Here is a 21,652-nt window from a genome sequence, read left to right on the forward strand (position 1 = left end):
GGCTTGTCCTCCCCGGGGAAAATGTCTGCCCTGCCGATAGGCAAAGCAGGGCCTCTGTTCAATCGGGTTCGCGGCTCAATCAGCCTCTCTAAGGGCAAGCATGAGCATTAGCGCTGCGGCCATGACCGAACCGCATGCCATGATCGCCGAAACGGAGAACAGGTTGAGGCCGCCCGCAGTGAACAGCGTGCCCGCCAGGATCGGCGATCCCGCCGAACCGATGCGGCCCGCACCGATTGCAAAGCCCGTGCCGGTGGCGCGCACATGCGCCGGGAAGCCGTGGGCAAAGGCGCTGTAGAAGCCGACAATCGCGGCATTGGTGGCAAAGCCGGTGCAGAACACTGCAAAGCGCCAACCCACCAGCGTGGTGTCGCTGCCGCCAAGCCCGAACACCGCAACCGCCGCCGCACCCAGCAGCAGCATGACGATGGTCGGCCACTTGATCCCGAAGCGGTGCATCAGGAAGCCGAACAACGCACCGCCAGTCGCCCCGCCGATATTCGCCCAGACCAGCACGCTGGCGGCCTCGGGTGCAGCGAAACCGAAGTCCGCCACGATCTTGGGCGACCATTTGAGGATATAGTAAAAGGTGATCGCGTGGAGCGAATAGCCGATGGTGAGCACCATGGTCGTGCCGATGAGTCCGGGCTTCAGGATATCAAGCACACTTGCCTTGCTGTCACGCGCATCGACCGGCGGCAGTTCCTCGATTCCCGGCAGGCTGAGCTTGGCCATCGAGGCGTTGATCCGCGCCAGCGCACCCTCGGGCCGCCGGGCCAGCAGGTAGGCCGGGGTTTCGGGCACGAAGAACCAGATCAGCGGAATGAACACCACCGTGGCGATTGCGCCGAATTCGAACACCACGCGCCAGTCGCCGCTTTTCAGCAGCAGCGCCGCAATGGTACCGCCGATGGTCGCGCCCAAGGGATAGCCGATCACCATCAGCGACATCGCCAGGCTGCGGCCCTTGCTGCTCGAAAGCTCCGCTGTCACCGCGTTGATCGCCGCCAGCATTCCGCCAATGCCGAGGCCGGTGATGAAACGCCAGAGCCCGAGGATCTGGGGATTTTGCGCGGTTGTCGCCAGCGCCATGCCGCCGGCCATGACCACAAGGCAGCCCAGCATCGTCGGGCGGCGGCCGAACTTGTCCGCCGCGCCGCCAAGCAGGATCGAGCCGACGCCCATCCCGACAAGCTCCATCGCCAGCACCACGCCCAAGGCGTCGCGCGCGATGCCCCATTCCTTGGCGATCCCCGGCGCGGCAAAGGCGCTGGACAGCACATCGAACCCGTCGAGCGCGTTCAACGCGATCATCAGCACGACGGCGATCCATTGCGCCGCGCTCATCGGCGTGCTGCGAATGATCTCGCGCGGATCGGTGTTCATCATCATTCTCCCCGAGGACATCGCTGTCCGATTTTTTCTTCGTCACCCCGGACTTGATCCGGGGTCCCGCTCATTGCCGCCCAAGCCGCGCCCGCTTTCAAAAGCGGGACCCAGGATCAAGTCCGGGGTGACGGGTGTGTGTAGGTCGCCATTATTCGTGAATGCGTGAAAGCAGTTCGATCAGCTGGCGCACTTCCTTGTCGCTGAAGCGGCTCTTTACCCAGGCTTCGTGCTCGGCAATCGCGGTCTTTGCGCGTGCCAGCATGGCCTTGCCCGGTTCTTCGAGGAACAGCGCCTGCTTGCGCCCGTCCTGGTCCGAGCGGTCGCGCCGCAGGAAGTGCTTGGCCTGCAGGCGGTTGATGATCGCCATCGTCGTCGCGCGGTCCATGCGCAGACGCTGCGCCAGATCGGTCTGCGCGATGCCGGGGTGATCATCGACCAGCCACAGCACAGAAACCTGCTTCTGCGTGAGATCGAGGTCGGTGAAGGTTTCGGTGAAGTGGCGCAGGCAGGCCCCATGCGCGAGGCGGATGTGAAAGCCCAGAATGTCCTTGATCGCGCCGATATCGGCTTCGCCGTCCGGCGGCGGCGGTGCTGTCACCACATCGGCAAACTTGTCCTTGATCAATGCCGCATCCCCATCGGCGCCCTTAGTTGCGCCTTGCCTATTCGTTAGCAACACTTACAATCACACCCCAAGCAAAATCGCGCAAGAGAGGACCTGCCATGGCCCAATTCCCCTCCAGCCCAAGCTTCACCGGGTTCAACACACCTTCGCGGATCGAGGCGGACATTGCCGATCTCGCGCACGAAGGAACGATCCCGCCAGAGCTAAACGGCGCGTTCTTCCGCGTCCAGCCCGACCCGCAATTTCCTCCGCGTCTGGGCGACGATATTGCCTTCAACGGCGATGGCATGATCACGCGTTTCCACATCCACGACGGCCAGGTCGATTTTTCCCAGCGCTGGGCGAAGACTGACAAGTGGAAGCTGGAGAAAGCCGCAGGCAAGGGCCTGTTCGGCGCCTACCGCAATCCGCTGACCGACGATGAGAGCGTCAAGGACGCGATTCGCGGCACGGCCAACACCAACGCTTTCGTCTTTGGCGGCAAGCTCTGGGCCTTGAAGGAGGACAGCCCCGCGCTCGTGATGGACCCGGCGACGATGGAAACCGCAGGTTACGAGAAGTTCGGCGGCAAGATGACCGGCCAGACCTTCACCGCGCACCCCAAGGTCGATCCGAAGACCGGGAACATGGTCGCCATCGGCTATGCCGCAAGCGGCCTGTGCACCGACGACGTGACCTACATGGAAGTAAGCCCCGAAGGCGAGCTCGTCCGCGAGGTTTGGTTCAAGGCGCCCTACTACTGCATGATGCACGATTTCGGGATCACCGAGGATTACCTCGTCCTCCATATCGTCCCCTCGATCGGCAGCTGGGAACGGCTTGAACAAGGCAAGCCGCACTTCGGCTTCGATACGACGATGCCGGTCTACCTGGGCGTCATCCCCCGCCGCGACGGGGTGACGGACGCGGATATCCGCTGGTTCAAGCGGGGCAACTGCTTCGCCAGCCACGTGCTCAACGCCTGGCAGGAAGGCAGCAAGGTCCACTTCGTGACCTGCGAGGCGAAGAACAACATGTTCCCCTTCTTCCCCGACGTCCACGGCGCGCCGTTCAACGGGATGGAAGCGATGAGCTACCCGACCGACTGGGTGGTCGACATGGCCAGCAACGGCGAGGACTTCGCCGAAATCAACAAGCTCTCCGATTCGATGGGCGAGTTTCCCCGCATCGACGACCGCTTCACCGGCCAGAAGACGCGCCACGGCTGGTTCCTCGAGATGGACGTCCGCCGCCCGGTGGAACTCAAAGGCGGCAGTGCAGGCGGGCTCATCATGAACTGCCTGTTCCACAAGGACCTCGAAACCGGCGCCGAGCAGCACTGGTGGTGCGGCCCCGTCTCCTCGCTTCAGGAACCCTGCTTCGTCCCCCGCAGCAAGACTGCGCCTGAAGGCGACGGCTGGATCGTGCAGGTCTGCAACCGGCTGGAGGAACATCGCAGCGACTTCCTGATTTTCGAAGCCCTCGACATCGCCAAGGGCCCGGTCGCGACGGTGCAGATCCCCATCCGCTTGCGCTTTGGCCTCCATGGCAACTGGGCAGATGCGGACCAGATCGGGCTTGCAGCCTAGCACCTTCCGCTACAGTCTGGCGGGATGAGCGAGACACCCCAAGCAAGCCCGCCGCCCGCCAGCACCAATCCGGCAAGGCCCGTGTGGACATGGGTGGTATGGCTGTTCGCAGCCATAGGCCTGCTTGCCGCGATCGCGATACTCTGGCTGATGGCGGTTCTCTTCGGCTGGAGATTGGACCAGCGGCAGCAGGCCGTGGTTGCCAAGGCAGGTGAAGAGCGCCTGTTCAAGGTGGACGATGTTGCGCCGCTAAGTGGAACCAACCTCGTCGTGATCAGGATCGGCCTGCTTGAGGGCGGCGGAAAGATCAGCTCCGGCTATGGGCAAGAGCTGCGCAACGTGCTCCTGCTGGATTCGAGGACCGGAGTCTCAAGGCGGCTCCTGGCCGACAACACGCAAGAGATTTCAAACCTGCGCTTTCTTCCCGGTGGAGATGACGTTGAACGGCTCGCTTTCGCGGTGCGGGAGCGAAAAACGGATGACCACAAGCCAGAGGTCCCGCCTCGCTATATCGTGTTCCAACTCACCCAGCCGGATCACCGCGACAAGGGCTCGAGCCTGATGGTCAGCCCCGTTGCTGCAGGAAGCCCGGTCGCGATTTTGCAAGGCATCGACCGGATCGACCACTTCGATATGGTGGACGCGACACACGCGTCGCTCATTATCCGCAAGCGCGGCCAGCTCCACTTCATCGTGGTCGATCTCGAAGCGCGCCGCGTCACCGAGGACCATCCCATCGACATCGGCTGAAACCCCTTTCCCGCTCCCTCGGTTATTGCTATTCTACATAACAATAACCGGAGAGAGGAAGTCTGATGTCCCTGCGCCTATGGCATGCCGTTCTGGCTGCAAGCGTTGCCCTTGCCCCCGTGGCTGCCGCCGCGCAGTCGGCTCCTGCCGGTCCCTCCGCTGCCGTCATCTCCATGCGCGAGCAGTGGCTCAACCCGGCGGTCAACAGCTTCACCTTCCGCGATACCGACAAGGTCTTCGAAAGCCGCAGCGTGCCGCGCTCGGGCCCGGTCTGGCCGCTTGTTGCCGGCGCACCGCTTGCCATGCCCGCGCACAGCACCGGCAGCATGGTCATGGGCTATGATGGCTGGGCGGACCGCACCTTCACCAATGCCCTGCTGGTGATGAAGAACGGCAAGGTGGTCTTCGAAAACTACCGCAACAAGTCGGATGCCGCGACGCACTTCATCTCGTTCTCGATGGCCAAGACGATCACTGCACTGCTCGTCGGCATTGCACTCGATGAGCACAAGATCCGCTCGCTCGACGACAAGGCGGGGGATTATGTCCCCGAACTCAAGGCTGGCGGCTATGGCGATGCCACGATCCGCCAGATCCTCCAGATGCGCTCGGGCGTCGATTATGAGGAGCGCTACGATTTCGGCGCGAATCCCAGCCTTGCCGCGACGATCCATACGAACGCGATCGTGCGCAACCAGATGCGCTTTGCCGATCCTGCCATGACCATCGGCAAGAAGACCGCGCCCGGCAGCACCTTCAACTACGCTACGCTCGACACCGCCGTGCTCGGCTGGATTCTGGAGCGCGCGACGGGCGAGAAACTGGAGGCCTATACCGCCAGCCGCCTCTGGGGTCCGCTGGGGGCCGAGACCGACGCATTCTGGATGGCCGACGGCCCGCCGGGCACGGGCCGCGCGCTCAACGGCATGGGCTACAACGCCGTCCTGCGCGATTTTGCGCGGCTCGGGCAGCTCATGCTCGATGGCGGCAAGGCGAACGGCAAGCAGGTCGTACCCGCAGGCTGGGTGGGCCAGATGACTACGATGATCCCCTTTCCCACCGACTCCGGCCGCAAGACCGAGTTCAAGGGCTATGGCTTCCAGACCTGGCAGGTGGACAGCGAACCCGGCGCGTTCAGCGCTGTGGGCCTTGCCGGGCAGTTCATCTATGTCCACCCGCAGACACGCACGGTGATCGTCAAGCTCAGCTACAACCCGCCGGTCGAGCCCGAGTGGCTGACCCCGGAAGTGCTCAGCTACTTCCACGCCATCGTGCGCACCCCCGCACCATGATCAAGCCGGACCTCGAATTCGTCTACGAGGCGACCGGCGATCTCGAACCGCCGATCCCCATCGGCACGACCTATGACGGCACGCGGCGGATCATCCCGATCGTCGGCGGCGGGCGGGTAGAGGGACCGCGGATCAAGGGCAAGCTGATCGGCAACGCGGCGGACTGGCAACTCACCCGCAGCGACGGTGTGACCGTGGCCGATGCGATCTACGCGCTCGAAACCGACGACGGCGTCATCATCCAGATCCGCAACCGCGGCCTGCGCCACGGCCCGCCCGAGGTCATGGCCCGGCTCGTGGCAGGCGAGGAGGTCGATCCTGCCGCCTACTACTTCCGCACCGTGCCCGAATTCATCGCGCCTGAGGGGCCCTACGACTGGATGAACCGCTCGATCTTCATCTGCTCGGGCGCTCGCTATCCCTTGGGCATCAAGCTCTGGGTGTGGCGCGTCCTCTAAACCCGCGCTAAAGCGGGCCCATGGCGAGAAAGCATTCCAAGGGCGGGTGGCGAGACGACGAGGACGAGGCAGCAGAGGCTCCGCCCCCGCCGCCGTGCTGGCTCTGCGGCCGACCCTGCGGCTCAACCATTGTCTGGCATCACCCCGTGCCCAAGAGCCGGGGCGGGCGCGATACCGTGCCGATGCACGCGATCTGCCAGAACACGCTGATCACCAACTTCACCAATTCCGAATTGCAGCGCGCCGGGATGGATGTGGAGCAGTTGCTGGCCAACCCCACGATCCGCAAGTTTGTCGACTGGGTGGCCAACAAGGATCCCGATTTCAACGCGAGCATCGCGAAGAAAGGGCGCTGACACGCCAGGGCCTGAACCCGCAACATAGTCATTGCGGCGGCATCCGTTCAGCCTAAACTTCACGAACAAAAATCTGTTCGGGAGAGTCCTGTCATGCCGATCACCGAATACGCAGACCATGATGCCCTGGGGCTCGCAGCCCTCGTGCAAGGCGGCGCGGTCTCGCCGCTGGAACTGGTTGATACCGCTATCTCGCTGGTCGAGCGGCACAACCCCGCGCTCAATGCGGTGATCTGGACGATGTACGACCGTGCGCGCGAGACCGCCCGTTCCGCGCCCACCGATGGCACATTCGCGGGCGTGCCGTTTCTGCTCAAGGACATTCTGGGCGGCATGGCCGGTGTGCCGACACGCGATGGTTCGCGGATCAACCCCGGCGTGCCCGCTGCGCACAACAGCGAACTGGTCAATCGTTTCCTCAAGGCGGGCCTTATCCCGCTGGGCAAGACCAACGTCCCGGAATTCGGCCTAGTCGGGACGACCGAATCTAAGCTGCACGGCCCGGCGCGCAATCCTTGGAACACCGCACATTCGACCGGCGGCTCCTCAGGCGGCGCGGGCGCGGCGGTTGCGAGCGGCATGGTGCCCGTTGCCCACGCCAACGATGGCGGCGGTTCGATCCGCATTCCGGCTTCGTGCTGCGGCCTCGTCGGCCTCAAACCCACGCGTGCGCGCAATCCGGCGGGCCCGGACGCCGGCGATGTCTACAACGGGCTCATTGCCGAGCACATCGTTAGCCGATCGGTGCGCGATACCGCAGCCATGCTTGACGTGACGTCCGGACCCGATCTGGGCGATCCCTACTATGCGCCGCCCGCGCCGCAGTCGTTCCTCGCTGCGGCGCAGATCGCGCCCAAGGGGCTGCGCATCGCAGTCACCCGCACCTTGCTGGATGGACGCCCGCTGCATCCCGATTGCCTTGCCGCGGTCGATGCGGCGGCCGCACTCTGTGCGGAACTCGGCCACCATATCGAGGAGGCGATGCCGGCGCTTTCGCCCGAAGCGATGACCATGCCCTTCTTCACGATCTGGGCGAGCGGCCTTGCCATGCAGATCGACGGACTGATCGCTGCGCACGGCGGCACGGCGGACCTCGATCATCTCGAGGGGCTTACACTCGGGCTTTACCGGATGGGCCAGCAGATCACGGCGGCGCAATACATGAGCGCACACCTCGCGTTTCAGAGCATGGGCCGCGCGCTGGCGGCTTGGCAACAGAGCTTCGACATGTGGCTGACCCCGACCCTTGGCGGTCCGCCCATGCCCTTGGGCACGATGAATTTCGATCTTACCGATCCGATGGCAGCCTACGCGCCGGTGCTCGACTATACGCCCTTCACGCCGATCCAGAACGCGACCGGCCAGCCGGGGGTCAGTCTGCCGCTCCACTGGAATGCAGCGGGGCTGCCCGTCGGTGTCCAGTTCGCAGGGCGATTTGGCGATGAGGCTGGGCTGCTAGCCCTCGCCATGCAGCTTGAGGCCGCCGCGCCATGGTCGGGCCGGCGACCCCCGATCTGGGGCTGAGCATTGCAGAGGCGCGGCTTTCGGAAGGCTGCTGTTTGGAGAACGCCATGACCGTCCACCACCTCGTCAGCAGTTTCTACGGCCGCGTCTGGAACGCGGGCGAACGCGCCGCGCTCGACGATCTTGTCACCGACGACTTCCGCTTTCAGGGCTCGCTCGGCGCGCCGGTCATCGGGCGCGACGCGTTCTGGGGCATGGTCAGCTTCGTGCGCGGAGCGCTGTCGGACTACAACTGCACCATCGTGACCTGCGTGAGCGAGGGTGATCAGGCCTTTGCCCGGATGCGGTTCGCCGGGACCCATAGCGCCGCATTCCGTGGGCACGAGCCGAGCGGACGCCGTGTGGAATGGCAAGGCGCGGCCTTGTTCGACTTTGCGGGGGAGCGGATCGCGGCGCTGTGGGTCCTGAGCGACACGGCCGCGCTTGATGCGGCCCTCGCGCAGAAGGCGGACTGAACAGGCTTCGCTGCGGCTCAGGGAGCGGACAGCACTCCATCGATCCCGGCATCGGCTTCGGGCGGGATCACATGGCCGCCGGCGAAAGTCTGCAAACGCACCGCAAGCCCGGCATCGCGCAGCGCGGGCACGATCGTGCCTTCAGTGAAAGCAAGCGGCAATACGGTATCGGCGCGGCCGTGCAGCACGATCACCGTGCGGCGGCGGGCGGGCGAGGCCGCGTGGGTCGCAAGGCCCGGTGCAACCGCGATCACCGCCGCATAGGACGTCTTGCGCGCCGTGCCATAGGCCAGGGCAAAGCTCGCGCCGTCCGAAAAGCCGAGCAGCACGCGGCGCGCGGGGTCGGTCTGGACCACCGCGGCGAGCGCCGCCCCCGCCGCCGCGATCCGCGCGCCATCGGGCGAACCCGCGTAGCGATAGACCCCGCCCAGCGCCGATGGGCCAAGCATGCTCGCCATGCCGGCGCGCGAAACCACATCCCAGGTTGCGCCGCGCGATTTCGGCGCGAGCAGCACCAGGCCGAGCTTGTCGGCATCAGCCTGAAACCGCGCGATCATGGCATCACCCGCCTGCCCTGCGCCATGCAGCAACACCACCAGCGGCGCGGACTCTCTGGCAGTGGCGGGAACGTAGGCCAGCGCGCCATCGGGCAAATTCAGCACTGCGCGCGGCGCCGGCTGCGCGCTGGCCATCGGCGTCAGCGCCAGACAGAGCACCGCCACAACCGTAGTCCGCACGGCGCCTTATCCCGCCGCGTTCACCAGCAGCGCCGCCTCGTCGCGCACCGCCCGCCGCCCGATCAGCACCATCAGCACCATGATCGGGATCGCTGCGGCATTGATGCTCAGCATGGCAAAGCGCAGATCACCTGTCGCGTCGGACAGGAGCCCCACCACATAGGGGCCGATGCCAAGGCCAAGGATCGTCATGACCAGAAGATAGAGACTGGACGTGAGCCCGCGCATCCGGGGCAATACCTGATCGTACATTATCGCATAGAGCGGCGGCATCCACCCGGTCAGCACAAAGCTGTAAGGCAGGAAGCGCCACAGGAACTGGTCGGCGTCGGGTGCAGTATAGACCCAGAACGACATCAACGGCGAAAGCCCCATCGCCAGCATGGCGACGCCCGCGCGGCCGGTGCCGGGATAGCGCTTCTGCAGCCAGTCCGAAAGCGGCCCCCACGCCAGCGGGCCGATGATCCCCATACCCGCCGAAAGCAGCCCGAACTTGAGCGCGGTTTCCTGCATCGAGAGGTGGTAGGTGCGGATGATGAAGGTCGGGTTGAAGGCCATCATCCCGTAGTTGATGATCGACTGCAGCATGCCCACGGCCATGCACATCATCAGCGTCGGCGATCCCCGGATCACCCGGCTCGCCTGCGGATCGGAGAGGCTGATGCCCTGCACAAGGTTCACGATCACCACGAGGCCGAGGCCGATCACGCTCCATTGCAAGGCGTGCGGGTTGATCGAAGCGCCTGCCAGCACCAGCGGCGGGCGCGGGGAAATCGCGGTGCTGAGCATGGTCAGCCCGATCATCGCCGCCGTGATCAGGCCTATGGCGAGGAGGTTGCGCCCCACCATGGCCGCGCTCGCCGCACGGGCGCGCATCACGATCCAGTGGAAGCCGGGAGTCACCGCACCGAGCATCTCGAGGCTGGCCGTGAAGGGGCGCGGATCGGGGGGCGTCGCGATGCCATCCATCACGCCGCGCTCCGGCTCGCGCAGGAACCACAGGAAAATCGCCAGCACAAATCCGGGCGCAGCCGCCACGAGGAACGCGAACTGCCAACCCTTCAGCTTCGCGCCGGGATAGGCGACATCCCATCCGTGTGCCGCCAGCCCGCCAAGGATGAGCGAGCCGCCAAGGCCCAGCGCAATGGCCGAGGCCATGACCGCCATGACGAAGCCGCGGCGCTGGCGCGGCCAGTAGTCGTAGATCAGCGAGGTGCCCGCAGGCGACGTCGCCGCCTCACCGATCCCGACGCCGAGGCGCGAGAGCGCGAGCAGTGCAAAGCTCGTCGTCAGCCCCGCCAGACCCGTCGCCGCCGACCAGAACAGGATGCTGATTGCGAGCAGCTTCGTGCGCACCCAGCCGTCGGCGAGCCGCCCCACCGGCAGCGAAAACAGCGCATAGAACAGCGCGAAAACGGTGCCATAAAGCAGCCCCATCTCGGCATCGCCGACACCGAGGTCCTTCTTGATCGCAGGCGCGAGGATCGCGAGGATCTGCCGGTCGAGCAGGCTCATCGCCTGCGTCAACGCAAGGATCACCAGCGCGTAATAGCCACCCTTGGCGACGGCAGTCGGGAGAGCGGGGGTGTTCAAGCCAGCGCAACCGCGATGGTAACGGCAATCGGCGTGGTCGGCCGTCCGACCAGGCGCGAGAGGCTGCGGCTGTCGTCGAACAGCTGGTCGTGGCTGGTGGCATAGCTGGAGTTCGCGAGCATGTCGGCCAGCCAATCAGGCAGGCCCACACCCTTGAGCGCAGCGGCATATTCGGCCTGGGTCATGTTCACATAGGCCACTGGCTTGCCGGCAATGCGCGCAACATGCCCGGCAAACTCGGCCATCGTGTAGCTTTCATCGCCAGCGAGCTCGTAAACATCGCCCGCCGCGCCGCTCACCAGCGCCGCCACCGCGCCTGCGGCCAGATCGGCGCGCGAGGCGGAGGAAATGCGTCCCTCGCCTGCCGCGCCGATGATCGCACCGTGCTCGATCGAAGGGGCAAGCGAGCCTGTGTAGTTCTCGTTGTACCAGCCGTTGCGCAGCAGGATGTGGGGGACACCGCTGGCGGCCAGTGCGGCTTCCGTATCGCGGTGCTCGCCCGCAAGACCGATCGTCGAGGTGGGCGCGTGGAGGATCGAGGTATAGGCGATGAGGCCCACACCCGCCGCCTTGGCCGCATCGATCACCGCCTGATGCTGCGCCGAGCGCTTGCCGACTTCGTTGGCGGAAATCAGCAGCAGCCGGTCCACGCCGGCCAGCGCCGCCGGATCGGCCGCGTCATAGTCGAATGCGCGCACAGTCACACCGGTGGCCGCCAGATCGGCGAGCTTGGCCGGATTGCGCACCAGCGCGACCACGTTCGCGGCACCGACTTGTGCCACCAGTTCGGGCAGCACCAGCTGGCCCAGTTGCCCCGAAGCCCCTGCAACGGCGTAGATCATCGCGTATCTCCTGCCTTCAGAGTTTGAACCAGCGCTCGGCGTTGGTCTGGTAGAACTTCTTCTTGAGCTCAGGCGCCATGTCCATCGCGTCCATCGCACGGACTTCGTCGGCCACGTACTGGTAGGGATAGTCCATGGCATACATCACCCGGTCCTCGCCCACCACCTCCTGGCAGAACTTGATCGCCGGCTCCCACGCCATGCCGGAATTGGTGATCAGCACATTGCTGCGCATGTATTCGGCGATGGTCTTTTTGAGCGGCTTCATCCGCTCATAGCGCTGCGAACGAACGCCCGCCTGGTGCATGTAGTCCAGCCGGTAGAGCCAATAAGGCAGCGCCTCTCCCATATGGCCGACCATGATCTGCAGGTCCGGGTACTTGTCGAAGATGCCGATGGTGATCAGGCGCAGCAGGTGCATCCCCGTCTCCACACCGAAGCCGAAGATCGCCCCGTCGAGCCCCGCTTCGAGCATCGGGCCGATCATGCTGTCGGGCGATGTGGCAGGGTGGATATAGAGCGGCTGCCCCACATCCACGAGCGCCCGGAAGATCGGATCGAACTTCGGGTCGTCCAGATATTCGCCTTGCGTGTGGCTGTTGATCTGGATGCCCTTGAAGCCCAGTTCGCTGGCACCCCGACGGATCTCCCCCGCCGACCATTCCGGATCCTGCGGCGCCACTGCGCCAAGGCCGATGAAGCGGTCGGGATACTTCTCGCAGGCCGCGGCCAGCGTATCGTTGGCGCGTGTCGCGATGCCCTTGGCCTCATCCACATCGAGCATCGGCTGAACGCCGGGCGAAGTAAGGGCAAGGATCGCCTTGTCGATGCCGGTCGCGTCCATGTCGGCCAGCCGCCGCTCGCCCAGATCGAGCAGGCGCTCCATGATCTGCATCGCGCGTTCGGAAGGGCTGGTGGCGTAGAAGCCCCAGAGCGAGACCATGCCCTTGTCCGCCGTGCCGTCGCGGATCATGCGCAGGAACACGTCGATCTGTTCCTGCGTGGCGAAGGCTTCCTCGGTGGCGATTCGCAGATAACCCTGCCCGCCGCCGGTCTTGAGATCGTCGCTCATTTCGCTGTCCTATCCCTCGTGAACCGCTTTGGTCACCATGCAGGCGAGCACGCCTTCCGGCCCATCCTCCGCCCCATGGCCCGACCAGCGCACGCCGCCAAAGGGCGAATCCGCACCGGCAATCATGTTGGTATTGATGCCCACCATCCCCGCCTCGATCTCGCGCGCAAGGCGCTGCTGGCGCTTGCCATCGGTGGTCCAAGCAAAGGCCGCGAGGCCATAGGGCAGGCGGTTCGCCTCTGTGATCATCGCCTCCTCGCCGGCATAAGCATTGATCAGCGCGACCGGGCCGAACGGCTCCTCATTCATGATCAGCGCATCCAGCGGAATGTCCGAAAGCACCGACGGTGCATAGAAGAACCCGGCGTTGCCGACCCGCTCGCCGCCCGTATGGAGCCGGGCGCCGCGCGAGACAGCATCGCCGATCAGCCGGTCCATCGCCTCGGGCCGGCGCGGATTGGCCATCGGGCCCATGCGGGTGGTGTCGTCCAGACCATTGCCGACGGTGATGGTCCTTGCCCGCTCGGCAAAGGCATCCCGGAAGCGGTCGTAGACGCTTTCCTCAACGATAAACCGGGTCGGGCTCACGCAGACCTGCCCGGCGTTGCGATACTTCTGCGTTACGACCGTATCGAGCACCCGGTCGAGGTCCGCATCACCAAACACCAGCACCGGGCCGTGTCCGCCCAGTTCCATCGTTGTGCGCTTCATGTCGTCGGCAGCGAGCTTGGCGAGGTGCTTGCCCACCACCGTCGAGCCGGTGAAGCTGAGCTTGCGGATTATGGGCGAGCCCAGCAGGTGCCGGCTGACTTCATGGGGCACACCGAACACCGCCTGCGCGACTTCGGGCGGCAGCCCGGCATCGAGCAGGCATTGCAGCACGCCCAGTGCCGAAGCCGGGGTTTCCTCTGCCGACTTCAGGATCACCGAACAGCCCGCCGCAATCGGCGCCCCGAGCTTGCGCCCCGGGTTGCCCAGCGGAAAATTCCATGGCGCAAAGGCCGCGACCGGGCCGACCGGCTCATGCGTCACGGTCGAGCGCATGCCCTCCGGACGGACAAGCGCGCGGCCATAGATCCGGAACACTTCGCCCGCGTAGAACTGGAACAGGCCAACGTTCATCAGGACTTCGATGCGCGATTCCGCCAGCGGCTTGCCCTGCTCCAGCGTGGCGATCCGCGCGAGATCCTCCTGCCGCTCAAGCAGGAGCCGCGCCGCACCCTGCAGCACGGCTGCGCGCTGCTGCGGTGTCGACTTGCGCCACAGCTTGAAGCCGCGCTGCGCGGTTTCCAGCGCGCGGTCGAGATCGGCAGGCTCGGCCAGCGGCAGTTCGCCGATCGTCTCCCCCGTCGCGGGATTGACCACGGCATGCGTGCGCCGCCCGCCGCCGAAGACGCGCTCCCCGGCGATGATCATGTGAAGCGATGGATAGGCAGTCACGTCTGGGTCTCCAGTGATTCGTCCCCCCCTCCCGCTTGCGGGAGGGGCCGGGGGTGGGCCTGTTACCCCTTCGCGGCATTCTCGCGGTCGATATCACCCTGCCAGCGCTGCGCCACGATTTCCTCGCCCGTCACCGGATGCTTCATATGGAAGGGCATCAGCTTGTGCGTCGGCCAGAGCCAGTGGTCGGTGATCAGTTCGTCCGGGCCGGTCGGGTCTTCCGGATAGGTCACCTTGGGGAACGGCACGTATTCGGGCTTGGTGTTGGCCCAGCCGGTTTCGAAATCGGCGTGCCACTGCGGCATGTAGTTGAGCACGTGGATGCGCCAGATGCCGTCCACCTTCTTGTAGGTGTTCTCGTAAATTCCGCCTTCCCACCACTGGCGCGCCTTGAGGTGGGGGGCATCGCCTTCATAGTCCTTGTGGCGCCCGGCCTGCATCATCGAACGAGCGCGGCCAAAGGCGATCTCGCCGCCGGGCTGCACATTGATGATATCCTGCAACTGCGGGTGATCGAGCAGGAAGCCGTCGATCGGTCCGTTGTTGCCATAGGTGAAGCGCTTCTGGAACCGCTCGCAATAGAGCCGCCGCACGCCGTCGCGGGTCTTCCAGATGCCACCGAAGAAGCGGACTTCGCCATCCTCGGTGAAGAGGTCGGCGGTCTCGTTGTAGAGGCACTTGTCGATCAGATAGCCGTAGAGGTGCTGCAGCTTGCGGATATCAAGCTCGTCCTCGCGCACGGTGAGGCGGGCTTCGAGTTCGGCCAGCTTGCCTTCCAGCGCGGCGATACGGTCATCAGACATCATGCGTCTCCCAATTAGTTTGTACTACTAACAATCTTCGCTGCGTGCGGCGCTGTCAACGCCCTTCGGCTTCAAGCCGCTCCACTTCCTCGCGGTAGGGCTTTATCGCGCGGACCATGAGCAAGGTGGCGAGTGGCAGCAGCGTGCCTGCGGTGATCAGCAGCGCTTTCCACAATTGCTGCGGATCACCCACGATCACATCCTGCACGCGCCCCACCACGAAGCTGCCCATCGCGCCGAAGAAGGTGAACATGAAGAGGTAGAAAGCCGTCACCTGCCCGCGCATGGCATTGGGCGCCACGCGCTGCACCGCCGCGTTCTGCGGTACCGCGCCCGCAAGGCCGAACATGCCCGAGATGCCGAACAGGATCATCGAGTCCCAGGCCGTGGGCATCAGGATCGCAGCGATGGAACTGACAGTCGTCCCGGCAAAGCAGATTGCGGCAGCGCGCACGTTGGCGTCCTTGTGGCGCTTGGCCAGCCATTCGACCAGCACACTGCCCAGCACAAGGCCAGAAAGCGAGCCCGCCAGCACCGTAACGCTGAGCGCCGCGCCGATCTGCGCCTCGTTCCAACCGAACGTGCGCACCATGAAGGGCACGCGCCAGAACTGCAGCCCGAAGACCTCGACCGCGCTCAGTGCCAGAGCGCCGAACAGGGGATAATAGACGCGCGGCTTGGCATTGATCGCGCGCAGCGCGTCGAGCCCCATGAAGGTGAGCACTCGCCGCCCCAGCCCGGCGTGCTGCGGCACTTGCGGCGCATCGGGCGCGGGGGCAAGGCGCGCGGGCTCCTGCACTGTCAGGAACAGCAGCCCCACCAGAAGGCCGGGCAGGCCCATGAAGATGAGTATCCACTGCCAGCCACGAATGGTGAGCGGCCCCAGCACGGTCGGCGCCCAGTTTGCCGACATGACCACCAGCATGCCCCCGATCAACGGCCCCAGCACTGTGCCGCCGATAAAGCCGAACTGCAGCAATGCGAAGGCGCGGGTCAGCTTCTTGGGCGGGAAGGCATCGGCCAGCAGCGAGTACGAAGACGGCGCATGGGCCGATCCTCCCGCCGCGAGGAACACCCGGCTGCCGACGAACTGGACGAACGTCTGGGCGAATCCGCCGAGCGAGATGATCAGCCCAACCATTGCCGCACCGCCAGCAAGCACATATTTGCGCGGATAAATGTCGGCGAGCCGCGCCAGCGGAATGCCGACGAAGAGGTAACAGATGATGCTCGCCGGACCCGCGAGGAAGCCCAGCTGCGAATCAGTGAGGCCGAAGTCGTGCTTGATCCGCTCGGCCAGCATGCCGAACGTCACCGCGTCGAAGAAGGTCATGAAGGTTGCGAGCACGATCACCGTGAGCGCCCAGTAGGCCGAGCCCGTCGAGGGCCAATCGCGCGCCGGTGCAGCGGGCGCACCATCCTGCCCGAACGCCTCTCCCGGTTCCGCTATCGGCGTCGGCCCAGCCATCGTCACTCCTCTCGCCCGGCGGCCACGCGTTGGATTCGCGGGGCCCTTTTTCGTCTCGAACATTTGTTAGTCTTGCATACAATCTCGGCGTGGTGAATAGAAAAGGCAGCAAGACATTCGCCAGGCCCGGAAAAGGGGCCGGCACCCCAGGAGAGCGAGCATGCAGAACCTCCCCGGCAAGACAGCATTCATCACAGGCGGCGCCAGCGGTATCGGCCTTGGCATCGCCAAGGCGCTGCTGGGCGCGGGCATGAATGTGGCCATCGCAGATATCCGCGACGACCACCTTGCTGCGGCGCAAGCCGAAATGGCAGGCGACGACAAGGTGCTGCCGCTGAAGCTCGACGTGACCGACCGCGCCGCCTTCGCCGCCGCCGCGGATGCCACAGAGGCGAAGTTCGGCAAGATCCACGTGCTGTGCAACAATGCCGGCGTCGCGGTCGTCGGGCCAACCGAACTTGCGACCTTTGCCGATTGGGATTGGGTCATGGGCGTCAACGTGGGCGGCACGATCAACGGCATCGTCACGATCCTGCCGCGCATTCTGGCGCACGGCGAAGGCGGACACATCGTCGCCACCGCCTCGATGTCGGCACTCGTGCCCGTTGGCGGCACCACGATCTATTCCTCGGGCAAGGCCGCCGTCACCTCGATGATGGAGTGCATGCGCCCCGAACTCGAATCGCGCGGCGTGATCTGCTCCGCGTTCTGCCCCGGCGCGGTGCAATCGAACATCGCCGAAGCAGGCAAGACGCGCCCCGCGGAACTTGCCGAAACCGGCTACGCCGAAGCCGACAAGCGCCGCGCTTCGGGCGGGAACTTCATGCACCTCTACCAGACCAAGGAAGAGGTGGGTGAGCGCGTGCTGCAGGGCATCCTCAACGACGAGCTCTACATTCTCACCCACAGCGAATTCCTCACCGGCGTGCGCGAGCGCGGCGAGGCAACCACGGCGGCGGTGCAGACGCACCTTCCCGAGAACGACGAATACAAGCAGACCTTCGCGATGCTGTTCCGCAACCCGGCGATCACCGCCGAGATCGCGCGGCAGGATGTGCTCAAGGCCGCACGCGGCGGCTAGCTTAGTCCCCCTCCCGTTTACGGGAGGGGTTAGGGGTGGGCCCACCCACACACATCATTTGCAAGGGAGAGGCCCACCCCCGGCCCCTCCCGTAAACGGGAGGGGAGACCATGAAGAACTTCGCAGGCCGCACCGCATTCGTCACCGGGGGCGCCAACGGCGTCGGCATCGGGCTGGTCCGCCAGCTGCTCAACGAAGGTTGCAAGGTCGCCATTGCCGATATCCGGCAGGACTCGATCGACAAGGCCCTCGCCAGCCTCGACAACCGCGAGGTCATGGGCGTCCAGCTCGATGTCGCCAGCCGCGATGGCTTCAAGGCCGCGGCAGACGAGGTCGAGGCGAAGTTCGGCCCCGTCTCGATCCTGTGCAACAACGCGGGCGTCAACTTGTTCCAGCCGATCGAGGAAAGCTCCTTCGACGATTGGGACTGGCTGATGGGCGTGAACCTCCACGGCGTGATCAACGGGGTCATGACCTTCGTGCCGCGCATGGTCGAGCGCATCAAGGCGGGCGAGCAGAAGGGCGGCCACGTCGTCAACACCGCCTCGATGGCAGCCTTCCTCGCTGCAGGCACGCCCGGCATCTACAACACCACCAAGTTTGCGGTGCGCGGCCTTTCAGAGTCGCTGCACTACTCGCTGCTGCAGTACGAAATCGGCGTCTCGGTGCTCTGCCCCGGCCTGGTGAAAAGCTACATCTACGCCAGCGATGATATCCGCCCCGATGAACTCAAGGGCGCGATGAAGCCGGTCAATTCCGAAGCAGTCGAGCGCCTCGCCGGCATTCACGAATTCGGCATGGAGCCCGATGTGATCGGGGCGAGAGTGATCGAGGCGATGAAGGCCAACCGCCTCCACATTTTCAGCCATCCCGACCACAAGGAAGAACTGCGCGAGATCTTTGCCGAGATCATCGGCGAATATCAGGACTATCCGAAGGACCCGGGCCACGACCAGCGCGTGGCGTTCGAGAAGTTCCGGCGTGATGCCTTCGCGGAAGCACGGCGCAAATCGCGCGAGGCGAAGTTTTAGGGCAGGCTGCTACAGACCCCGTTCGTGTCGAGCGAAGTCGAGACACAAGACGCCGCGCTCGGTGTCTCGACTTCGCTCGACACGAACGGGAATAGAGCGATCAATCGCAGGTCAGCAGGATCTGCAGCGTCTGCTCCGGCTGGTCGCCCATCACGTCGTGGCTGGCCTTGGCCTCGTGGTATTCCCAGCCCTTCTCGCTAGTCACCCGCGCCACGAACTTGCGGAACGGCGTCGGCTCCCAGGCATTGGCGAAGACATAGATGCGGCGGCCCACCTTGGCTTCCTCGCCGGTGAACTTCACTGCTTCCAGCAAGGTCAGCAGCGGATGCGGCGAAAGCCCCGGATGCTCGAGTCCCGGCAGCGGCGCGACCGCGGCGGGGGTGAACTTCTGGCTGCCGATATAGTGATTGTGCTCGAATTCGCCGGTGAGGTCCCATAGCGACTGCCCGTCCTGCGGCAGGAAGGCATCGAGATAGACCAGCGCGGTGATCCTTGCGCCGAGCCGCGTCGCCACGCCGGTCACGATCATCCCGCCATAGGAATGGCCGACCAGCACGAACCTGTCGAAGCCGGCCGAGGCGATCTGGTTCACCACATCGTCGATATGCGTCGTCAGTGTGATGCCTGGATAAAACTCGCTCTTGCGCGTGCCGAGCCCGGTCAGTTGTGCCAGCACCACGCGGTGCCCGGCGGCGCGCAGTTCGCGGGCCAAGCGGTCGTAGCCCCAGCTTCCGCCCCAGGCACCATGGACCAAAACGTAGTCTGTCATGCCGGAATTCCGTGCTTCGCGTTGTAGCTCTTGATCCACTCAAGCGTTTTCACCATCCCGCCGAAGGGATAGAAGTGCAGCCGCACCCGGCCATGCTGCGGGCCCAGCCCTGCAGCAAACGCATCGACAAGCTTGTCCGGCCCAGCGCTGCCGAGCAGGTTCGTGACGGAGATCCCGTACTTGCGCAGCACCGAAGTCGAGGCGCCGACACCGCAGCGCGCGGCGAACGCCAGCAGCCGCTTGATCCCCGCCGGTCCCGGCACCCCGATCCGCACCGGGGCATCGATGCCCAGCGCGCGCAGCTTCAGCAGCCAGGCGAGAAATGCGTCCGGATCGAAGCCGAACTGCGTCACGATCAGCGGCGCCATGCCGCGCGCCTCGATCTCGCTGGTCTTCTTCACCAGCACGTCCCAGCACTCCTGCTCGGTCATGTTGGGATGGCCATCCGGATGCCCGCCGATACCGATGGCCTTGATCCCGCTGCGCTCGAATGCACCGGTGGCGATCAGCGCCGAGGTGTCGAAGTAGGGCCCGACGGGCGCAGGCGGATCACCTGCCACGATAAACGCGCGGGAAACCCCCGCCTGCTCGACCACGGCTTTCAGATAGCCTTCGAAATCGTCTTCCGAAGTGATCCGCCGCGCGGAGAAATGCGGCATCGGCTCGAAGCCCAACTCGCGCACCGCAATTGTCGCCTTGACCCGCGCACCAACATCCTCGCCAGGCAGGAACGTCACCGCAATCGGCGTTTCGGCCGGAATCAGCGGCGCAGCATCGCGCAGCGAAGCCTCGTCTTTCGCGGTCATTTCAAGGCTGAAGCCGTCGGTCACACCGAGCGGCGGCTTGTCCCAATTGGGATGAATCAACGCTGCAGCCATGGTTGGCCCTCAGTTCGAAAGGGAGCCCCTCCCCCGCAACGAGGGAGGGGCAACGTGCCTCAGCGCCCCGTGCGCCAGCCTTCGGCGTAGTTTTCACGCGCCACGCGGCTGTAAGGCACCGAGGAGACGATCGCGCGGACTTCGATCTGCTTGTGCGGTTCGACCGTGGTCTTGCGCGTGCCGCCGTTCTCTTCACCCCAGACCACGCGCACTTCGGTGCCGACCGGGATTTCCGGATCGACCGTGGCGAGCGAAAGCGCCTGCTTCTCGTTGTAGGAATAGCCGGTGAACATCGAAACGCCGACCGTCTTGCCGCCCGCATCAACCACGCGGTCGTAGTTGGACGAGGCATAGTTCGCCAGCGGCACGTCGAAGAACTTGTACTGGTCGCCGTCCGGGTTGAACAGCGAAGCGGTGATCTTCGCAATGTCCTCGGGGTTCCACGCCAGCGTCACCTTCTTGCGCTGCTCGGCGGGGTTCAGGGCTTCAAGCGCCTCGCGGCCATGGAAATCGTGGTCGAACTTGACGAACGGGCCGTAACCCAGCTCCCACGGGTTGAGGTAGTAGTCCTCGATGTTGTCCGAGACGAACGAGCCGCCGATCGAACCGGTCGCTTCATAGCTGTCGGCGCCAAGCCACTCGCGGAAGCCCTTGAGCTTCTCGCCGGTGTAGATCGCCGGCAGCGGCGAGGGGATCCAGCCGCTTTCGAGCGTGTTCGAGGGATAGGCGCGGCTGCCGCAAGCGATCAGGCCGAATTCCTTGCCCGCCTCGAGGATCGCGGCGCGGATTTCTTCCTGCTCTGCGTAAGGACCCCAGATCTCAAGGCCCGGCGCGCCCGACATGCCGTGGCGCAGCGTGCGCACGGTCTTGCCGGCAATGTTCATCGTGCTCATGTTGAAGAACTTTAGCTGCTCCAGCGGCCCGCCGTGCAGCTTCTCGATCACGTTCCACGCCTGCGGACCCTGGATCTGGAAGCGCCATTCCTTGCGCGTCACGGGCTTGCCCATCGGGCGCATCGGCGAACGGTCATCCAGCTCGATCTCGACATCGTAGCCACCCGTCGCACCGTGATAGCGCAGCCAGTTCGAAGCCGGCGCGCGGCCGACATAGGTGAAGCTTTCCTCTTCTTCCCAGAAGATGATGCCATCGCCGATCACGTGGCCATAAGGCGTCGTCGGCACATACTGCTTGGCCTTGTTGACCGCCCAGCCCTTCGAGCTGTTGATCATCGTGTCCGAGAGCAGCTTGCCCGCATCCTTGCCGCGAATGTAGAGGTTCACCATGTGGTGCGACTGGTCGAACAGCACGGCCGAGTGCTGCCAGGCCCACTGCTCGCTGCGCCAGTTGGAGAATTCCGGCGCCACCACCGGATAGACATAGGCCCCAAGCTGCGAATTGCGCAGCATTTCAACGATATTGCTTTGGCCCTGAAGGACCTCTTCGAGGTTCGCTGCCATGCCTTCTCTCCCGATCAAAAATGGCTGGTTGAATTTTGTATGCAACACATACAATATCGGGACA

The 21,652-nt window shown here is 64.8% G+C and carries 21 protein-coding genes; 9 read left to right on the forward strand and 12 right to left on the reverse strand.

All coding sequences use genetic code 11. From position 1 onward, the window contains the following. Positions 1-75: 75 nt before the first annotated feature. Both WCL10_RS06895 and WCL10_RS06900 read right to left on the reverse strand, forming a co-directional pair. Positions 76-1,386 (reverse strand): MFS transporter, encoded by a 1,311-nt coding sequence (locus tag WCL10_RS06895; RefSeq protein ID WP_336894903.1) that lies wholly within the window; start codon positions 1,384-1,386, stop codon positions 76-78. Positions 1,387-1,537: 151 nt separating this feature from the next. Beyond that, positions 1,538-2,014, reverse strand: coding sequence for a MarR family transcriptional regulator (locus WCL10_RS06900; RefSeq protein WP_336894904.1), 477 nt, complete (start codon positions 2,012-2,014; stop codon positions 1,538-1,540). A 98-nt stretch (positions 2,015-2,112) separates the two neighbouring features. Between WCL10_RS06900 and WCL10_RS06905 the strand changes: the two genes are divergently transcribed. From WCL10_RS06905 to WCL10_RS06935, 7 genes are all read left to right on the forward strand, one after another. Continuing rightward, the gene (locus tag WCL10_RS06905) at positions 2,113-3,582 is read left to right on the forward strand and encodes a carotenoid oxygenase family protein (protein ID WP_336894905.1); all 1,470 of its coding nucleotides are present in this window, start codon (positions 2,113-2,115) and stop codon (positions 3,580-3,582) included. A 24-nt stretch (positions 3,583-3,606) separates the two neighbouring features. Next, positions 3,607-4,332 carry a hypothetical protein gene (locus tag WCL10_RS06910; RefSeq protein ID WP_336894906.1) on the forward strand — a complete coding sequence of 242 codons (726 nt, stop codon included), beginning with the start codon at positions 3,607-3,609 and terminating at the stop codon, positions 4,330-4,332. Positions 4,333-4,397: 65 nt separating this feature from the next. Further along, positions 4,398-5,624 (forward strand): serine hydrolase, encoded by a 1,227-nt coding sequence (locus WCL10_RS06915; protein WP_336894907.1) that lies wholly within the window; start codon positions 4,398-4,400, stop codon positions 5,622-5,624. Then, positions 5,621-6,082, forward strand: a complete 462-nt coding sequence (locus WCL10_RS06920) for a DUF3237 domain-containing protein (protein ID WP_336894908.1) — start codon at positions 5,621-5,623, stop codon at positions 6,080-6,082. The genes WCL10_RS06915 and WCL10_RS06920 overlap by 4 nt, the downstream gene beginning before the upstream one ends. Positions 6,083-6,102: 20 nt before the next feature. Next, positions 6,103-6,438, forward strand: a complete 336-nt coding sequence (locus WCL10_RS06925) for a hypothetical protein (protein ID WP_336894909.1) — start codon at positions 6,103-6,105, stop codon at positions 6,436-6,438. 93 nt (positions 6,439-6,531) lie between these two features. Continuing rightward, a complete protein-coding gene (locus WCL10_RS06930) occupies positions 6,532-7,962 on the forward strand; it encodes an amidase family protein (RefSeq protein WP_336894910.1) in 1,431 nt (476 codons plus the stop codon). Positions 7,963-8,009: 47 nt separating this feature from the next. Then, positions 8,010-8,417: an ester cyclase gene (locus WCL10_RS06935; RefSeq protein WP_336894911.1), complete on the forward strand. Its 408-nt coding sequence runs from the start codon at positions 8,010-8,012 to the stop codon at positions 8,415-8,417. A 17-nt stretch (positions 8,418-8,434) separates the two neighbouring features. Here WCL10_RS06935 and WCL10_RS06940 read toward each other — a convergent pair whose 3' ends face one another. From WCL10_RS06940 to WCL10_RS06970, 7 genes are all read right to left on the reverse strand, one after another. Further along, positions 8,435-9,154, reverse strand: coding sequence for a hypothetical protein (locus WCL10_RS06940; protein ID WP_336894912.1), 720 nt, complete (start codon positions 9,152-9,154; stop codon positions 8,435-8,437). Between the two features lie 6 nt (positions 9,155-9,160). After that, positions 9,161-10,747 (reverse strand): MFS transporter, encoded by a 1,587-nt coding sequence (locus tag WCL10_RS06945; RefSeq protein ID WP_336894913.1) that lies wholly within the window; start codon positions 10,745-10,747, stop codon positions 9,161-9,163. Then, positions 10,744-11,589: an SDR family oxidoreductase gene (locus WCL10_RS06950; RefSeq protein ID WP_336894914.1), complete on the reverse strand. Its 846-nt coding sequence runs from the start codon at positions 11,587-11,589 to the stop codon at positions 10,744-10,746. The genes WCL10_RS06945 and WCL10_RS06950 overlap by 4 nt, the downstream gene beginning before the upstream one ends. 16 nt (positions 11,590-11,605) lie before the next feature. Then, positions 11,606-12,661 (reverse strand): amidohydrolase family protein, encoded by a 1,056-nt coding sequence (locus WCL10_RS06955; RefSeq protein ID WP_336894915.1) that lies wholly within the window; start codon positions 12,659-12,661, stop codon positions 11,606-11,608. A gap of 9 nt (positions 12,662-12,670) precedes the next feature. Then, positions 12,671-14,101, reverse strand: coding sequence for an NAD-dependent succinate-semialdehyde dehydrogenase (locus tag WCL10_RS06960; RefSeq protein WP_336894916.1), 1,431 nt, complete (start codon positions 14,099-14,101; stop codon positions 12,671-12,673). Between the two features lie 62 nt (positions 14,102-14,163). Continuing rightward, positions 14,164-14,904 carry a nuclear transport factor 2 family protein gene (locus WCL10_RS06965; protein WP_336894917.1) on the reverse strand — a complete coding sequence of 247 codons (741 nt, stop codon included), beginning with the start codon at positions 14,902-14,904 and terminating at the stop codon, positions 14,164-14,166. A 55-nt stretch (positions 14,905-14,959) separates the two neighbouring features. Beyond that, positions 14,960-16,372: an MFS transporter gene (locus WCL10_RS06970; protein ID WP_336894918.1), complete on the reverse strand. Its 1,413-nt coding sequence runs from the start codon at positions 16,370-16,372 to the stop codon at positions 14,960-14,962. Positions 16,373-16,532: 160 nt separating this feature from the next. On the opposite strand from WCL10_RS06970, the gene WCL10_RS06975 reads away from it, so the two are divergent. Beyond that, the gene (locus tag WCL10_RS06975) at positions 16,533-17,453 is read left to right on the forward strand and encodes an SDR family NAD(P)-dependent oxidoreductase (protein ID WP_336894919.1); all 921 of its coding nucleotides are present in this window, start codon (positions 16,533-16,535) and stop codon (positions 17,451-17,453) included. Positions 17,454-17,563: 110 nt separating this feature from the next. Continuing rightward, positions 17,564-18,484, forward strand: coding sequence for an SDR family NAD(P)-dependent oxidoreductase (locus tag WCL10_RS06980; RefSeq protein ID WP_336894920.1), 921 nt, complete (start codon positions 17,564-17,566; stop codon positions 18,482-18,484). A 100-nt stretch (positions 18,485-18,584) separates the two neighbouring features. Here the strand turns inward: WCL10_RS06980 and WCL10_RS06985 are convergent, their stop codons facing one another. From WCL10_RS06985 to WCL10_RS06995, 3 genes are read right to left on the reverse strand one after another with little or no spacing between them, the layout of a single operon-like run. Continuing rightward, entirely contained in the window at positions 18,585-19,253 is a 669-nt protein-coding gene (locus WCL10_RS06985; RefSeq protein WP_336894921.1) for an alpha/beta fold hydrolase, read from the reverse strand. Beyond that, entirely contained in the window at positions 19,250-20,131 is an 882-nt protein-coding gene (locus tag WCL10_RS06990; RefSeq protein WP_336894922.1) for a methylenetetrahydrofolate reductase, read from the reverse strand. Before WCL10_RS06990 ends, WCL10_RS06985 begins: the two co-directional genes overlap by 4 nt. Positions 20,132-20,190: 59 nt before the next feature. Next, complete coding sequence (locus WCL10_RS06995) at positions 20,191-21,588, reverse strand: aminomethyl transferase family protein (RefSeq protein WP_336894923.1); 1,398 nt, start codon at positions 21,586-21,588, stop codon at positions 20,191-20,193. Between the last annotated feature and the right edge of the window lie 64 nt (positions 21,589-21,652).

This window comes from Novosphingobium sp. (assembly GCF_037133355.1).
GTDB lineage: Bacteria > Pseudomonadota > Alphaproteobacteria > Sphingomonadales > Sphingomonadaceae > Novosphingobium.

Coding starts and splice junctions, on each gene's coding strand:
- WCL10_RS06895 (WP_336894903.1), bottom strand. CDS start 1,386: ATGAACACCGATCCGCGCGAGATCATTCGCAGCACGCCGATGAGCGCG.
- WCL10_RS06905 (WP_336894905.1), top strand. CDS start 2,113: ATGGCCCAATTCCCCTCCAGCCCAAGCTTCACCGGGTTCAACACACCT.
- WCL10_RS06910 (WP_336894906.1), top strand. CDS start 3,607: ATGAGCGAGACACCCCAAGCAAGCCCGCCGCCCGCCAGCACCAATCCG.
- WCL10_RS06915 (WP_336894907.1), top strand. CDS start 4,398: ATGTCCCTGCGCCTATGGCATGCCGTTCTGGCTGCAAGCGTTGCCCTT.
- WCL10_RS06920 (WP_336894908.1), top strand. CDS start 5,621: ATGATCAAGCCGGACCTCGAATTCGTCTACGAGGCGACCGGCGATCTC.
- WCL10_RS06925 (WP_336894909.1), top strand. CDS start 6,103: ATGGCGAGAAAGCATTCCAAGGGCGGGTGGCGAGACGACGAGGACGAG.
- WCL10_RS06930 (WP_336894910.1), top strand. CDS start 6,532: ATGCCGATCACCGAATACGCAGACCATGATGCCCTGGGGCTCGCAGCC.
- WCL10_RS06935 (WP_336894911.1), top strand. CDS start 8,010: ATGACCGTCCACCACCTCGTCAGCAGTTTCTACGGCCGCGTCTGGAAC.
- WCL10_RS06950 (WP_336894914.1), bottom strand. CDS start 11,589: ATGATCTACGCCGTTGCAGGGGCTTCGGGGCAACTGGGCCAGCTGGTG.
- WCL10_RS06955 (WP_336894915.1), bottom strand. CDS start 12,661: ATGAGCGACGATCTCAAGACCGGCGGCGGGCAGGGTTATCTGCGAATC.
- WCL10_RS06965 (WP_336894917.1), bottom strand. CDS start 14,904: ATGTCTGATGACCGTATCGCCGCGCTGGAAGGCAAGCTGGCCGAACTC.
- WCL10_RS06970 (WP_336894918.1), bottom strand. CDS start 16,372: ATGGCTGGGCCGACGCCGATAGCGGAACCGGGAGAGGCGTTCGGGCAG.
- WCL10_RS06975 (WP_336894919.1), top strand. CDS start 16,533: ATGCAGAACCTCCCCGGCAAGACAGCATTCATCACAGGCGGCGCCAGC.
- WCL10_RS06980 (WP_336894920.1), top strand. CDS start 17,564: ATGAAGAACTTCGCAGGCCGCACCGCATTCGTCACCGGGGGCGCCAAC.
- WCL10_RS06985 (WP_336894921.1), bottom strand. CDS start 19,253: ATGACAGACTACGTTTTGGTCCATGGTGCCTGGGGCGGAAGCTGGGGC.
- WCL10_RS06990 (WP_336894922.1), bottom strand. CDS start 20,131: ATGGCTGCAGCGTTGATTCATCCCAATTGGGACAAGCCGCCGCTCGGT.
- WCL10_RS06995 (WP_336894923.1), bottom strand. CDS start 21,588: ATGGCAGCGAACCTCGAAGAGGTCCTTCAGGGCCAAAGCAATATCGTT.